Annotated in this window: 13 protein-coding genes and 2 pseudogenes; 6 read left to right on the top strand and 9 right to left on the bottom strand. The window is 63.0% G+C overall.

All coding sequences use genetic code 11. The features are described 5' to 3' along the window. Positions 1-55: 55 nt before the first annotated feature. Together ACS5Q0_RS03490 and ACS5Q0_RS03485 are read left to right on the top strand one after the other, a co-directional pair. Entirely contained in the window at positions 56-691 is a 636-nt protein-coding gene (locus ACS5Q0_RS03490) for a glutathione S-transferase family protein (protein ID WP_473125208.1), read from the top strand. 82 nt (positions 692-773) lie between these two features. Further along, a complete protein-coding gene (locus tag ACS5Q0_RS03485) occupies positions 774-1,136 on the top strand; it encodes a GYD domain-containing protein (protein WP_473125207.1) in 363 nt (120 codons plus the stop codon). Positions 1,137-1,154: 18 nt separating this feature from the next. On the opposite strand, the pseudogene ligD reads toward ACS5Q0_RS03485, so the two are convergent. From ligD to ACS5Q0_RS03445, 8 genes and pseudogenes are all read right to left on the bottom strand, one after another. Continuing rightward, positions 1,155-1,985 (bottom strand): annotated as a pseudogene (gene ligD / locus ACS5Q0_RS03480) (non-homologous end-joining DNA ligase); the annotation flags it as partial. 63 nt (positions 1,986-2,048) lie between these two features. Continuing rightward, a pseudogene (locus ACS5Q0_RS03475) lies at positions 2,049-2,705 on the bottom strand (DNA polymerase ligase N-terminal domain-containing protein); the annotation flags it as partial. Positions 2,706-2,746: 41 nt separating this feature from the next. Further along, a complete protein-coding gene (locus ACS5Q0_RS03470) occupies positions 2,747-4,381 on the bottom strand; it encodes an ABC transporter ATP-binding protein (RefSeq protein WP_473125206.1) in 1,635 nt (544 codons plus the stop codon). A gap of 1 nt (position 4,382) precedes the next feature. Next, the gene (locus ACS5Q0_RS03465; RefSeq protein WP_473125205.1) at positions 4,383-5,528 is read right to left on the bottom strand and encodes an ABC transporter permease subunit; all 1,146 of its coding nucleotides are present in this window, start codon (positions 5,526-5,528) and stop codon (positions 4,383-4,385) included. Positions 5,529-5,536: 8 nt separating this feature from the next. Beyond that, the gene (locus ACS5Q0_RS03460; RefSeq protein WP_473125204.1) at positions 5,537-6,457 is read right to left on the bottom strand and encodes an ABC transporter permease subunit; all 921 of its coding nucleotides are present in this window, start codon (positions 6,455-6,457) and stop codon (positions 5,537-5,539) included. Positions 6,458-6,541: 84 nt separating this feature from the next. Continuing rightward, positions 6,542-8,137 (bottom strand): peptide ABC transporter substrate-binding protein, encoded by a 1,596-nt coding sequence (locus tag ACS5Q0_RS03455; RefSeq protein ID WP_473125203.1) that lies wholly within the window; start codon positions 8,135-8,137, stop codon positions 6,542-6,544. Positions 8,138-8,409: 272 nt separating this feature from the next. Then, on the bottom strand, positions 8,410-8,844 hold the full coding sequence (locus ACS5Q0_RS03450) for a GlcG/HbpS family heme-binding protein (RefSeq protein ID WP_473125202.1): 435 nt from the start codon (positions 8,842-8,844) through the stop codon (positions 8,410-8,412). A 46-nt stretch (positions 8,845-8,890) separates the two neighbouring features. Next, the gene (locus ACS5Q0_RS03445) at positions 8,891-10,105 is read right to left on the bottom strand and encodes a urate hydroxylase PuuD (RefSeq protein ID WP_473125201.1); all 1,215 of its coding nucleotides are present in this window, start codon (positions 10,103-10,105) and stop codon (positions 8,891-8,893) included. A gap of 429 nt (positions 10,106-10,534) precedes the next feature. Between ACS5Q0_RS03445 and lysM the strand changes: the two genes are divergently transcribed. The 4 genes from lysM (at position 10,535) to ACS5Q0_RS03425 (ending at position 12,940) form a co-directional block, all read left to right on the top strand. Continuing rightward, on the top strand, positions 10,535-10,981 hold the full coding sequence (lysM, locus tag ACS5Q0_RS03440) for a peptidoglycan-binding protein LysM (RefSeq protein WP_473125200.1): 447 nt from the start codon (positions 10,535-10,537) through the stop codon (positions 10,979-10,981). 85 nt (positions 10,982-11,066) lie between these two features. Further along, positions 11,067-11,387 (top strand): rhodanese-like domain-containing protein, encoded by a 321-nt coding sequence (locus ACS5Q0_RS03435; RefSeq protein WP_473125199.1) that lies wholly within the window; start codon positions 11,067-11,069, stop codon positions 11,385-11,387. A 123-nt stretch (positions 11,388-11,510) separates the two neighbouring features. Beyond that, complete coding sequence (locus ACS5Q0_RS03430; protein ID WP_473125198.1) at positions 11,511-11,948, top strand: c-type cytochrome; 438 nt, start codon at positions 11,511-11,513, stop codon at positions 11,946-11,948. Positions 11,949-12,004: 56 nt separating this feature from the next. Then, complete coding sequence (locus tag ACS5Q0_RS03425; RefSeq protein WP_473125197.1) at positions 12,005-12,940, top strand: c-type cytochrome; 936 nt, start codon at positions 12,005-12,007, stop codon at positions 12,938-12,940. Between the two features lie 25 nt (positions 12,941-12,965). On the opposite strand, the gene ACS5Q0_RS03420 is transcribed toward ACS5Q0_RS03425, so the two are convergent. Then, a complete protein-coding gene (locus tag ACS5Q0_RS03420) occupies positions 12,966-13,583 on the bottom strand; it encodes a helix-turn-helix domain-containing protein (RefSeq protein ID WP_473125196.1) in 618 nt (205 codons plus the stop codon). Positions 13,584-13,603: the final 20 nt, after the last annotated feature.

Below are 13,603 nucleotides of genomic sequence, written 5' to 3'. Positions count from 1 at the left end.
GCTGCCGCTCGCATCCTAGCAAGGTAGCTCCACAGTCAAGAAAGGCGCCCGTCCGATGTTGGTTCTCCATTACTATCCTGGCTATGCCAGCCTGCTGCCGCACATGATGCTGCGGGAGATCGGGGCGCCCTTCGAGATGCGTTTCGTGGACCAGGACAACAAGGCCCAGAAAAGTCCGGAATACCTGAGGCTCAATCCGAACGGCCGCATCCCCGTGCTGGTCGATGGAGACCTCGTGCTGTTCGAGACCGTGGCGATTGCCCTGCATCTCGTCGACCGGTTCCCGCAGGCCGGTCTCGCCCCTGAAGTGGGGAGCCGCGAGCGGGCGGAGTTCTACAAATGGATGGTTCACCTGACGAACACGCCGCAGGCCGAGTATCGCGCCTGGTTCTATCCGCGTGAACATGTGACCGATGAGGCCGCTGTCCCGGCAGCGAAGAGGGCTGCCGAGCAACGCCTTTACCGGATGTTCGACGTGATCTCCGAACAGCTCGGCGACAGGACATGGCTCCTCGGAGATCGCTTCTCCGCGGCGGATCTCTTCCTGTTCCTCCTGATCCGATGGGGACGGGCCATGCCGCGCCCGCCGCGGACTCTCGCCAATCTGAATGCATTGGCCGAGCGAGTGCTTGCGCGCCCTGCCGTGCAAGAGGCTCTCACGGTCGAAGGACTTCAGGCGCCGCTCTTTTGAGCTCGGCTCATCCGATTGACGATTCTCAAGAAGCTCACCGACCTTCGTGTCAGGATTTCCTCTCTGCTTGGGAGGAACGACCATGCCGATCTTCATTACTCAGGGACGATTCACGCAGGATGCATTGAAGGGGATGATCGCCAAGCCGGAAGACCGTTCCGAGATGGTGTCACAGCTCTTCGCGCAGTCCGGAGGCAGGCTTCTGTCCTACTATATGACATTCGGCGAGTACGATTTTCTCGTCATCTCCGAAGGGCCGTTCGAGGGCGTCGCGACCTCGGCCATCGTTGCGGCTTCGGGCGGTGGTGTGACCGATATGAAGACCACCGTCGCCATGACCGCTGCCGAGATGAAGGCGGCCTTCGCCAAGGCCGGTGCCGTGGCGGCCACGTTCAGGTCGGCCGGTCTCACGGCGGTGGATTTGCCGATGGCGGCGATTCCCTGAGCGACGGGAGAAATCCCCTTAGGGCAGAGCCTGATCGATCTCTTTCATCTCCGCCCAGGGATCGCGGCGCAGGGAGGCAAGCCGCGCTCCGAGATTCTCGACGGTGAAGCCGTTCGGCTTGAGATCCAGCGTCAGCTCCTCCCAGGCGACCGGGGTCGCCACGGGCGCGCCCGGGCGCGAACGGGTGGAGTAGGGGGCAACGGCGGATGCCTCCCGGTTGTTGCGCAGGTAATCGATGAAGATCCTGCCCTGCCGCTCGGTCTTGAGCGATGTGGTGGTGTAGCGGTCCGGCTCATCCTTCGTGACGGCTTCCGCCATGTCGCGGGTGAAGGCCAGCGCCTCCTTCCAGGAGGCCTTCGGCTTCAGAGGGGTGACTACATGGAGCCCTTTGCCGCCGGTCGTCTTCACGAAGCTTTCGAGGCCCTGCGCCTTCAGGCGTTCGCGGATGGCGAATGCCCCTTCGATCACCTGTCCCCATCCGACTCCCTCGCCTGGATCAAGGTCGAAGATCAGCCGGTCCGGGCGCTCCAGGTCCTTGAGTGTCGCGCCCCAGACATGCATCTCGAGGACGCCGGATTGAACGAGGGCGACGACCCCCTGGATGTCGCTGACGGTCAGCACTTCCAGCTTGCCTCCGGGATCCGGCACCATCGTGCTGTGGATCACAGAATTCATGCCCGCCCAGGTATGGCGCTGGACGAAGCATTTCTTCTGCGCGCCTCCCGGGCAGCGGATCAGGGTCAGGGGGCGGTCGACGACATGCGGCAGGAGCCACTCGGCAATGCCCTCGTAGAACTCGGCCAATTCCTGTTTGGTCAGCCCCTGATCCTCCCACAGGACCCGCTCGGGATGGGTGAGCGGTATGCCCGCGACCGCGACGCCGTTCGACTTGAGCGTCTTGGCAGACGACGGGCGCTTTGCAGGAGATGAAGCCTTATCAGTCGAAGAGGCTGCTGCCTTTTTAGGAGCCGCCTTCCGGGCCTTGGCGCTCTTCGCCGCCCGGCCGGGCGCGATGTCCTCGATGGACCGGCCAGACTTCACGGACAGGGGCTCCTCGTCGAGAATGTCCGGGTCCTCTTCCGTACGGGCATAGGAATCGTCGGCTTTGATCAGCAGCCAGGATTCCTGTTTTTCGCGCGGGCGCTTCGCCATGCGGATCAGGTGCCATGTGCCGTGCAGCTTCTCGCCGTCGAGACGGAAGGTGAGGCGGCCCTTGTCATAGCCGTCATGGGGGTCGCCCTCCGGCTCCCAGGTGCCCCGGTCCCAGACCAGGACCGTCCCGCCGCCATACTGCCCTACGGGAATCGTGCCCTCGAAATCCGCATAGGCGAGCGGGTGGTCCTCCACATGGACCGCAAGGCGCTTCTCGCCCTTGACGAGGCTCGGACCCTTCGCGACGGCCCAGCTCTTGAGCGCTCCGTCGAGCTCGAGGCGGAAGTCATAATGGAGGCGGGAAGCATCGTGCTTCTGAACGACGAAGGAGAAGCCCTTGCGTCGTGCCGTCGTGCCCTCCGGCTCGGAGGTTTTGGTGAAGTCGCGCTTGGCGCGATAGGAAGCGAGCTTTGCCATGGCGCGGAGTCAAGTCCGCGCCATGGATGTCGGTTCCAGCCTCAGGTGGCCAGGGCTTGGCCTCCGGCCCCGGATTTCTCGCGCTCGGCCAGGAAGGCGGCGGCGATCAGGTCCCGGGTATAGGCCTCGCGCGGGCGCTCGAAAATCGCCTCGGCGCTGCCGCGTTCCACCACCTTGCCGGACTTCATGACCATGATCTCGTCCGAGAGTGCCCTGACGACGGCAAGGTCGTGGCTGATGAAGACGTAAGCCAAACCATGCGCCGTCTGAAGGCCCCGCAACAGCTCCACGATCTCCTTCTGCACGGAGCGGTCGAGGGCCGAAGTCGGCTCGTCGAGCACCACGAGCTTCGGGTGCAGGATCATCGCGCGGGCGATGGCGATGCGCTGGCGCTGGCCGCCCGAGAATTCATGGGGGAAGCGGTTGCGCCAGGCCGGATCGAGCTGCACTTCCTCGAAGGCCTGGGCCGCCCGCCGGTCGCGCTCCTTGCGGGAGATGCTCGGCTCGTGGACGAGCAGGCCTTCGGTGACGATCTCGCCCGCCGTCATCCGGGGAGAGAGGGAGCCGAAGGGGTCCTGGAACACGAGCTGGAGGTGACGGCGCAGCGGGCGCATGCCCGCGCGGTCGAGCGGCATGAGGTTGCGATCCTCGAACCGCACCATGCCGGAAGCGGTCTGCAGTTTCAGAATCGCGCGTCCGAGGGTGGACTTGCCGGAGCCCGACTCGCCCACGACGCCCACTGTTTCCCCCGCCCGGACGGTGAGGCTGACATCGTCGACGGCGCGGAGGACATGGGTGGCCCTGCCGAAGAGGTTCTTCTCGAGGGCGAAGGTCACCTGGACGTTTCTGGCATCCAGGATCACCGGCGCGCCGGCCGGCGCCGGCTCCTTGCGGCCTCGCGGCTCGGCATCGATCAACATCTGCGTATAGGGATGCTTGGGCGCGGCGAAAATCTCCGCCGTGCTTCCGCTTTCCACCACTTCGCCGCGCTTCATCACATAGGTGCGGTCCGCGAAACGGCGCACGATGCCGAGGTCGTGGGTGATGAACACGATGGACATGCCCAGGCGCTTCTGCAGATCGCGCAGCAATTCGAGGATCTGCGCCTGCACCGTCACGTCGAGAGCCGTGGTCGGTTCGTCGGCGATCAGCACGTCCGGGTTGTTGGCGAGTGCCATGGCGATCATCACGCGCTGCCGCTGGCCGCCGGACATCTCGTGCGGATAGGCATCGATGCGGCGAGCGGGATCCGGAATGCGCACCAGCTCCAGAAGCTCGATGGCGCGCTTGCGCGCGGCGGCTTTGCTCAGGCCGCCATGGGTCGTCAGCGGCAGGGCGAGCTGCTCGCCGATCCGGTAGAGTGGATCGAGCGAGGTCATGGGCTCCTGGAAGATCATGGTGAGCTTCGAGCCGCGATAGGCGTTGAGCTTCTCAGGGGGGAGGCCGATCAGCTCCTGGCCGCGATATTTCACCGATCCTTCGGCCCAGCCGTTCGAAGCGAGAAGGCCCATGACGGACATCATCGTCTGGCTCTTGCCCGAGCCCGACTCGCCCACGATGGCGACCGTCGCGCCAGGCGGAATGTCGAGGTCGATGCCCTTGACGGCATGAAGGATGCCGTCGCCGGTGCGGAAGCGGACGTGAAGGTCGCGGACGGACAGAACGGGTTCGGTCATGTCACCGATCCTTCGGGTCGAGCGCGTCGCGCAGGCCGTCGCCGATGAAGTTGAGGCAGAACAGGGTCGCGACAAGCGTAATGGAGGGATAGATCAGCATCCAGGTGGCACCCTGGATGTTCTTGGCGCCTTCGGAAATCAGCACGCCGAGGCTGGTGTTGGGCTCCTGTACTCCGAGGCCGAGGAACGAGAGGAAACTCTCCAGCAGGATCACCCTCGGCACGAGCAGCGTCATGTAAACCACGACCGGACCCAGCGTGTTCGGAATGACGTGGCGACGGATGATGCCTTTCGTTTCGACGCCGAGCGCTTCCGCCGCCTGCACGTATTCCTGGCGTTTGATCGAGAGCGTCTGGCCGCGCACGATCCGGGCCATGTCGAGCCATTCCACCGCTCCGACCGCGATGAACATCAGGACGAAGTTGCGGCCGAAGAACACCACCAGCATGATCACGAAGAAGATGAACGGCAGCGAGTAGAGAATGTCGACGATGCGCATCATCACGAGGTCGACGCGCCCGCCGAGATAGCCGGACGTCGCGCCATAGATCACGCCGATGAGGATGGCGACGAAGGTGGCGAGGAGGCCGATGGCCAGCGAGATCTGGCCCGCCTTCATGGTCCGGGTCAGGAGATCGCGCCCATTCGTGTCGGTGCCGAAGAAGAAGTAGAGCTGCTTCACCGGCACGTCCACGACGAGCCTGCGGCCTTCGTCCTGGCGATCGACGACCTTCGCGGTGCTGAAGAAATCGGAACGCTCGAAATAGGCGAGCAGCCGCTCGTCGATCGGACGGGTGCTCGTGCTCACCAGGGTGAGATGCACGATTCCGTTGTCGATGCTGATGTTCTCCGCCTTGGCCCGGACCCGTGAGCCGATGCGCTCGATCTGAGGCTCGATCTGGTCCGCCTTGGGATAGGCCTCCATGCTCGCGGGCACCTTCACGTAGTCCGGATAGACCCGGTCGAAGGGATGCCCCGTGAAGAACGGACCGAAGATGCAGGTGAGGGCGATCAGACCCAGCACGATGATGCTGGTGAGGGCGGCCCGGTTGCGGACGAGACGACCGCGCGCCTCGGCCCAGAGGGATCGGCCCGCGACGACCGGCCCGGTCATGGTTTCGACAGGAAGAACAGCGCCTTCAGCCATGATGACACTCAATCGTAACGGATGCGGGGATCGATCAGCGCGTAGAGGATATCGACCACGAGGTTGAAGAGCAGGACGAAGACGGCCACGACCACGACGGTGCCCATGACGAGCGTGTAGTCGCGGTTAAGGGCGCCTTCCACGAAGTAGCGGCCGATGCCTGGAAGGCCGAAGATCGTCTCGACGACCACCGAGCCCGTGAGCAGGGCGGCGGCCGCAGGTCCGAGATAGGACACGACCGGCAGCGCCGCGCCCCGAAGGGCATGGGCGACGACGGTCCGCGTCGGCAGTCCCAGGGAGCGGAGCGTACGGATGTGGTTCGAGCGCAGGTTCTCGATCATGGCGGCGCGGGTCATGCGGGAGACGACGGCGATCTGGGGCAGGGCCAGAACGATGACCGGCATGATGAGATGGCGCGGGTCTCCGTTGCCCCATCCGGCAACGGGCAGCATTGCGAGAGCGAGGCCGAGGACGAGCTGCAGGATTGGCGCGACCACGAAGTTCGGGATGGTCAGGCCGAGCGCGCCCATGCCGGTGACGATGTAATCGATGGTGCTGTTCTGGCGCAGGGCCGCGATCGTGCCGAGCGTCCCGCCGACGAGGATCGCGAGCGTCAGGGCGAGGGCTCCGAGAGTCATGGAGACGGGCAGCCCGCGCGCGAAGAGCTCGGCGACCGAGAAGTCGCGCAGAATGAAGGAAGGCCCGAAATCGCCGTGCATCAAGGCGCTCAAGTAGAGCCAGTATTGCTCGATCAGCGGCTTGTCGAGCTGATAGATCCGGTTGAGGTTCTCCATCACCTTCGCCTCGAGCGGGCGCTCGAGATCGAACGGGCCGCCGGGGGCGAGCCGGATCAGGAAGAACGAGATCGTGACGATGATGAACAGCGTCGGGATGGCCGAAAGAAACCGGCGGATAATGAAGGAGAGCACGGCAGGCTCCTCCCGTGAAACGCGATAACGGATCAAGAAACAGGGCGGCCTGATGGTCTGGCCGCCCTGTTCCGGGGACTTATTTTATTGCGTCTTCGAGAGGTAGCGCGACGGATAGACGCCGCGCGTATTCTGGACGAACCCTTGGATCTTCGGCGAGATCAGGTTGGTCTTGCCGTAATACATGATCGGGATCCAGGGCATCTCCTTCATGAGGATCGCCTCGGCCTGCTTCATGAGGTCCGCGCGCTTCTTCAGGTCGAGTTCCTTGGCCGCGTCGTCGAGCAGCTTGTCGAATTGCGGGTTCTTGTACTTGCCGTAGTTGAAGCCCGTATTGTCGCTCTTGAGCAGGAACAGGAAGTTGTTCGGATCCGAGTAATCGGCGATCCAGCCGTAGCGGGCGACGTCGAAGTCGCCGCCGTCACGCAGATGCGCGAAGTGGGTCTTGCCGTCCGTGTTGATGAAGGACGTCTCGATATTGGCGGCCTTCCACTGCTCGGCGACTGCGATCACCGAGTTGCGGTTGTTGTCCGTGGTGTTGTAGCGGATCTCGACCTTGAGCGGCTTGCCGGGACCGAAGCCGGCCTCCTTGAGGAGTGCCTTCGCCTTGTCCTCACGGTCGATCGGCGACATGTCCTTGTAGTCCATGTAGGCCGGCTCGCCGTAATTGCCCACGCCCGGAGGGATGAACGAATAGCCCGGCTGCATCGTCTGGCCCCAGATCTGCTCGGCGATGAACTCGCGATCGACCAGCATCGAGAGGGCCTGGCGCACGCGCACGTCGCTGAACGGCGCCTTGGAGGAGTTCACGACTAGGAACCAAGTGCCGAGATAGGGACCGAGCTTGACCTGATCCTTGAAGCGCTCCTTGAGCGACTTGATCTGATCGGCCGGAAGCTCATCCATGGAGTCCAGCTCCCCGGCCTCGTAGCGGCGCACGGCAGCGGCCAGATCCGGATGCGGGATGAAGTTGACCGTATCGATCTTGACGTTCTTGGCGTCCCAATAATTCTCGTTCTTCACGAGCTTGATGTGGGAGTTTGGAGCGAACTCGGCGAGCTTGTAGGCGCCGTTCGTCACCATGTTGCCCGGCTTCACGAAATCCTTGCCGAACTTCTCGACGGAGGCCTTGTGGACGGGCAGGCTGGTCTGGTGGGTGAGCAGCTCGATGAAGTAGGGAGTGGCCGCCTCGAGGGTGATCTCGACCGTCTTGGGATCGACGGCCTTCACGCCCAGTTCCTCGGGCTTGGCCTGGCCCTTGTTGATCTTCTCCGCATTCTTGATCGGGTAAAGGATGTTCGAATATTTCGCGCCCGTGGCCGGATCCATGATGCGGCGATAGGAATAGACGAAGTCCTCGGCCGTCAACGGATCGCCGTTCGACCACTTGAGACCGTCGCGGAGCGTGAACCGGTAGGTCAGTCCGTCGTCGGACACCTCCCACTTCGCGGCCTGGCCCGGGACGGCTTCGCCCTTGGGGCTATAGGTCACGAGGCCTTCGAGCATGTCGCGCAGGATGTGGGCTTCCTGGACCGTCGAAGTCTTGTGGGTATCGAGGGTTTCCGGCTCGCCCAGGTTCCCGCGGTTGTAGACCACCTCGGCGGAGGCGGCGCCCACGACGCCCATGAGGGCGGCTGTTGCGACGGCGGCAAGTGCCGTGCGTTTGATCCATGATGACATCGGACGCGTTCCCTTTCTGTTTATATCTTAAGGCTTTAGAATCTCTCGGTCACGCCGGTAAGGCAATAACCTTGTCCTATTAGTTGATCAATCGACCGTTTCTGTCCAGCCCTGCCCGGGTTCCGCTCCGGAACTCTGGGTTGCTGGATAACCGGGCGTGGAAAGTGGCTTTTCACCTTCTGAATCCATGCGATGCTCCACTCCATTGAAGAGCGCATCGTCGGGCGCGAAAGGGCCGTACGATGCGCTAAGGAATGTGGATGCGGGAACCTTCAGGCTCCGGCATCGAAGACGAGGCCCGCGGCCTCGATCCCACCGGCGGCGGCGATCTCGTCATTGTCGGACGTATCGCCGGACACGCCCACGGCGCCGAGGATATGGCCCTGGGAATCCTTGATCAGCACGCCGCCCGGGACCGGCACGAGCTGCCCGCCCACCGCATGGGTGGCGGCGGCGACGAAATAGGGACGGTCGGTTGCCATCTTGTGGAGAGCTCTTGAGCCGACGCCGAGGGACAATGCGCCATAGGCCTTGCCCATGGCGATCTCGGCGCGCTTGAGGCTCGTGCCGTCCTCGGACAGGAGAGCCTTCAGGGCGCCGCGCGCATCGTAAACGACGACCGAGAGCGGCTTGAACGACTTTTCGCGCGCGGTCTTCAAGGTTGCTTCGGCAATTGTCTGGGCCGTCTTGAGGCTGAGTTCGGACATGAGGGAGGTCTCCGTTGGATTGTTCTTGGTGCAGGGATGCACGGGGTTACTGTGCGGCAGTCTCGCGGCTTGCCAGCCATGTGGCGACGGCCTTGCGCTCGTCCAGGGTCATTTCGGTGATGTTGTTGGGCGGCATGGCGTGTGTGAGCACGGCCTGGACCCGGATGATCTCCGCGTGGCGGGCGATCTCCTCGGGCGTGTCGAGCCGCACGCCCTTGGGTGCGATGGCGATGCCGTCCCAGACCGGCTCGGACGCATGGCACATGGAGCAGCGGGATTGAATGGCGAGGGTCGCTTCCTCGAAGGCGGCCGCGGGCTCCACGGCGGTCGCGGCCGCTTTGTTGTCGTTGCCGGGCTTTCCGATGATCGACAGCCAGATCGCGAGGACGATGGCGGCGGCGGCGGCACCCCAGGTCCACCAGGGCGAGCCCTTGCCCGCGTGCTGGGAGTTGAAGAAATGCCTGATCACAGCGCCGGCGATCAGGATGAGGCCGATGATGCCGACCGCGTAGCGGGACGACCATGCCAGCGGGTAATGGTTCGAGAGCATCAGGAAGATGACGGGCAGAGTCAGGTAGTTATTGTGCGTCGAGCGCAGCTTGGCTTCCTTGCCGAGCTTCGGATCGGGCGAGCCACCTGCCAGCAGGGTCGCCACCACCTTCTTCTGGTTCGGGATGATGACGAAGAACACGCTCGCCGACATCCAGGTGGCGATCATCGCGCCCGTATGAAGGAAAGCGGCGCGTCCGTTGAAAACCTGCGTGAACGCAAACGCGGCGAGAAGGATATAGGCGAAGAGAACGACGCCGAGGACGAGCCCGTTCCTGCCGAGCGGCGAACGGCAGAGGCCCTCATACACGAACCAGCTCGCCACGATGCCGCCGATGCCGATCGCGGGGGCCTGCCACGGGGCGAGGGCGCGCACCGACGGGTCGATCGTGTAGAGGTCGGCATGGAGGTAATAAACCCAGACGATCAGGAAGAATCCGCTGATCCAGGTGGAATAGCTCTCCCACTTGAACCAGGTGAGCTCCTTCGGGAGCTCCGGTGGCGCGACGAGATACTTGCGCATGTTGTAGAAGCCGCCGCCATGGACCTGCCAGGCCTCGCCGCCGACGCCTTCGGGCAAGCCCTCCCGCTTCTTCAGGCTCAAATCGAGATGGATGAAATAGAAGGAGGATCCGATCCAGGCGATTGCCGTGATCACATGGGTCCAACGCAGGATCTGGCTGATCCATTCGGAGATTTGCGGGTCGATCATGCAGCCACTTCAACAATGAAGGAGAGGTTAGCCTAGGGCGGCGCCCCTCATTGCGAAAGGCCTTCCCCGGCGCTTTTTCAACAGGAAGGGGTTCCGGCATAACCTGGACTTTCGAATGAGTTGAAAGGTTGAATTTTTTGACCCGGGGGCCACGACGCCAAGAGTGCCCCGCCTTTCTCCCAAGCCTGCAAGAGGTTCCACCGGCCGCCTGTCCACGCATGTTCCGGATAACATCGACGGCAAGCCCGCCAGGGGCGTCGCCATCGGGCTTTTCGTCATGAGAGCGGCCGCCGCTCTGTGCCTCAAGGAACGTATGCCCTCCCTGGCGGATGTGTTCTCGAACCGGCTTGAACAGGGAACTCTTCTCCTCGATCGCGCGTCTTCGTCTCACCTTGGCTGGACAGGCAGCCGACCTGAGAGGAGAGGGACGTGGGTCTTTTCAAATTCATCAAGGATGCTGGCGCCAAGCTCTTCGGCGGCAGCGCCGCCGCGGCAACGCCTGAGACCTTGCAGCAGGAGGTCCAGGGGCATGGCTTCGACGCAAGCAAGCTCGGGATCCAGGTCGACGGCGATCGGGTCAAGCTCTCCGGGAACGCGATGACCCAGGAAGAGGCGGAAAAAATCATTCTCTCTCTCGGCAACACGTATGGGGTCGCCGAGGTGGATACGAGCGATCTCCAGATCCAGCAGCCCTCCACGCCTGCGACCATGTACACGGTCCAGAAGGGAGATACGCTCTGGGAGATTGCAGAAAAGCATTACGGCAAAGGCAAAGGCGCAAAGTACACGGAAATCGTCAAGGCGAATTCTCCGCCGGTCAAGGATCCCAACATGATTCAGCCGGGCTGGGTTCTGCGCATTCCGCCCCTCGCGTGAGCCGTTCCGCTTCCGATGCGCGGGGGCGATTGTCATGCTCCCTCCAGCGCCGATATGAATGAGGCTTTGGAGGGAGGAGTACCGGATGAGCGCATCCATGCCACAGATTGTCGATCTCGACCGCGAAGACATCAAGAAGGGGCTTCGGGACGGGTCGATCCTGCTCGTCGATGTGCGTGAACCCCACGAATATGCAGCGGGACATATCCCAGGAGCGGTGCTGCACCCGCTCTCGTCTTTCGATCCCGCGGCTCTTCCGAAGGACAAGCGGATTGTCTTTTCCTGCGCGGCCGGTGTCCGGTCGGTCCGGGCGCTCGAATTCGCGCAGGCCGCGGGGCTCGACGTTCATGAGCATTACAGGGGTGGTTTCAAGGATTGGGCTGCCGCAGGAGAGCCGGTCGAGTGAGCATTCTTCACAGAGATGTGTATGGGGTGAGACTACTCTGCTGAAGGATTTAATGCACTATTTTGCATCGTTAAGCCGCTTTCGGGAAAAGCGGCTCTCGAAGAACCAAAGGGAAGAAATTCTATGAAGCGTACCATTTTCGTCGCCAGCCTTCTGGCGCTGGGAGTGACTGCGGCCATCGCGCAGAGCGAAGTGGTCAAGCAGCGCCAAGACCTGATGAAGCAAATGGGCGCGCAGACACGGCCGATCGGCGGCATGCTGCGCGGGCAGGAGCCGTTCAACCTCGCCAAGGTGCAGGACAGCCTCAAGATCATCGCGAACAATACCGAAAAGGTTGCCACGCTCTTCCCCGAGAACTCGAAGAACGTCGACAAGACCGAGGCCCTCCCATCCGTCTGGGAGAACAAGGCCAAGTTCGATGCAATCCGCTCAAAGCTCCACCAGGATGCGCAGACGGCGCTTGCCTCGATCAAGGATGAGGCAACCTTCAAGGCCGAGATGCCGAAGGTCCTTCAGAATTGCGGCGCCTGCCACAACGACTTCCGCAAGAAGAGCTCTTAGCTTTTGTCATCGAGCGGGCGGCTCCAGCAGCCGCCCGCTTCACGTCGGGAAGAGTGATGCGTAAGGCAATCCTGGGTTTCGGTATTCTCGTGCTGCTTGGCGCGCTGGGCTTCCTGGCGCTGACGTCGCCTTCGGCTTACCGCATGCTGCGTGCGCAAGCGGCGCCCTCTCCAGGAGACCACAAGCCTGATCCCGAGAACGGCCGTATCATGTTTTTCGCGGGAGGCTGCACTTCCTGTCACGCGACGCCTCACCAGGACGACAAGTTGAGGCTCGGCGGCGGGTATGCCCTGAAGTCTCCGTTCGGGACCTTTCACGTCCCGAATATCTCACCGCATAAGCAGGATGGAATCGGATCGTGGAGCACGACGGATTTCATCCGCGCCATGCATGAGGGAACTTCTCCGGAGGGGCAGCACTATTACCCCGCTTTTCCCTACACGTCCTATCAGCGTATGAGCCGGGAGGACCTCGCCGATCTCTTCGCCTTCCTGCAGACGCTTTCTCCCGTCGAAGGTAAAGCCCCAGATCACGAACTGCCGTTCCCATTCAACATCCGCCGCGGCGTGGGGCTCTGGAAGCTCGCCTTCCTCGACGGGAAGCCGTTCACGCCCGATCCCTCGAAATCGGAGAGCTGGAACCGGGGAGCCTATCTGGTGAATGGCCCTGGCCATTGCGCCGAGTGCCACAGCGAACGCAATTTTGCCGGAGCCATCATCGAGGAGCGCCGCTTTGCCGGCGGACCCGACCCGGAGGGCAGGGGCTCCGTTCCCAATATCACCCCGAGCCCGAGCGGGATCGGCGGGTGGACGCAGGACGATCTAGTGACTCTTCTCACGACCGGCGAGACGCCGAATTTCGACACGGTCGGCGGGCCGATGGGTTCCGTCGTGCACAATACCGCGCAATTGCCGGAAACCGACCGCCAGGCGATCGCGGATTATTTGCTCTCCCTGCCGCCCAAGGAGGGCTACAAGGCGCCGAAGCCGTAACAGGTTAGGGGCTGAGGCGCGAGCCTCAGTCCATCACGGCGGCCTTGAGGATGCAGACCATGGTGGCCCGGCCCGGCGTATTGCCGATGCAGCGCACGGAATGGGGGCGGTCGCAGCGATAGCGCAGGGATTCGCCGGCCTTGGCCTGCTGGGTCACGCCGCCGACCTCGACCTCGAACTCGCCTTCGAGCACGGACAGGCATTCCACGGAGCCGCGCTGGTGGCTGTCGGAATCGAGCACGCCGCCCGGTTCGGACTGCACATCGTACCACTGAAGCCATTCGATGGTCTTGATCCAGCCGATGATGGCGAGCCGCATCTTGCCGTCGTCGGAGACGAGGATCGGGGTATCGGCCTTGGAGGATTTCTCGATGAACGGCTCCTCATCGGCCGAAGCCAGAACGCGCTCGATGGAGACGTCGAGGGCCTGGCTCAGGCGCCAGATCGTGGCGAGCGTCGGATTGGTCTCGTTCCGCTCGATCTGGCTGATGATGGACTTGGCCACGCCGGATTGTTCGGCGAGTTCCGACAGGGACAGGTTATAGGCCTTGCGCAGGCGCTGGATCGTCTTGCCCATGTTCCCGGACAGGACCTGCGCGCCCGTTTCCAGGTCCCGCTGCCGCTCTTTGCCTTCGACGCCCATACCGCTGCCTCTGTTCTGAA

The sequence above is a fragment of the Microvirga sp. HS2 genome (assembly GCF_055792805.1).
The sequence above is the reverse complement of the archived record's forward strand: the minus strand, read 5'-3'. Positions and strand labels throughout refer to the sequence as shown.

Bases quoted from the DNA above. Each gene is read 5' to 3' on its own strand.
- ACS5Q0_RS03490 (WP_473125208.1), top strand. From the start codon at position 56: ATGTTGGTTCTCCATTACTATCCTGGCTATGCCAGCCTGCTGCCGCAC.
- ACS5Q0_RS03485 (WP_473125207.1), top strand. From the start codon at position 774: ATGCCGATCTTCATTACTCAGGGACGATTCACGCAGGATGCATTGAAG.
- ACS5Q0_RS03470 (WP_473125206.1), bottom strand. From the start codon at position 4,381: ATGACCGAACCCGTTCTGTCCGTCCGCGACCTTCACGTCCGCTTCCGC.
- ACS5Q0_RS03465 (WP_473125205.1), bottom strand. From the start codon at position 5,528: ATGGCTGAAGGCGCTGTTCTTCCTGTCGAAACCATGACCGGGCCGGTC.
- ACS5Q0_RS03455 (WP_473125203.1), bottom strand. From the start codon at position 8,137: ATGTCATCATGGATCAAACGCACGGCACTTGCCGCCGTCGCAACAGCC.
- ACS5Q0_RS03450 (WP_473125202.1), bottom strand. From the start codon at position 8,844: ATGTCCGAACTCAGCCTCAAGACGGCCCAGACAATTGCCGAAGCAACC.
- ACS5Q0_RS03445 (WP_473125201.1), bottom strand. From the start codon at position 10,105: ATGATCGACCCGCAAATCTCCGAATGGATCAGCCAGATCCTGCGTTGG.
- ACS5Q0_RS03435 (WP_473125199.1), top strand. From the start codon at position 11,067: ATGAGCGCATCCATGCCACAGATTGTCGATCTCGACCGCGAAGACATC.
- ACS5Q0_RS03430 (WP_473125198.1), top strand. From the start codon at position 11,511: ATGAAGCGTACCATTTTCGTCGCCAGCCTTCTGGCGCTGGGAGTGACT.
- ACS5Q0_RS03425 (WP_473125197.1), top strand. From the start codon at position 12,005: ATGCGTAAGGCAATCCTGGGTTTCGGTATTCTCGTGCTGCTTGGCGCG.
- ACS5Q0_RS03420 (WP_473125196.1), bottom strand. From the start codon at position 13,583: ATGGGCGTCGAAGGCAAAGAGCGGCAGCGGGACCTGGAAACGGGCGCG.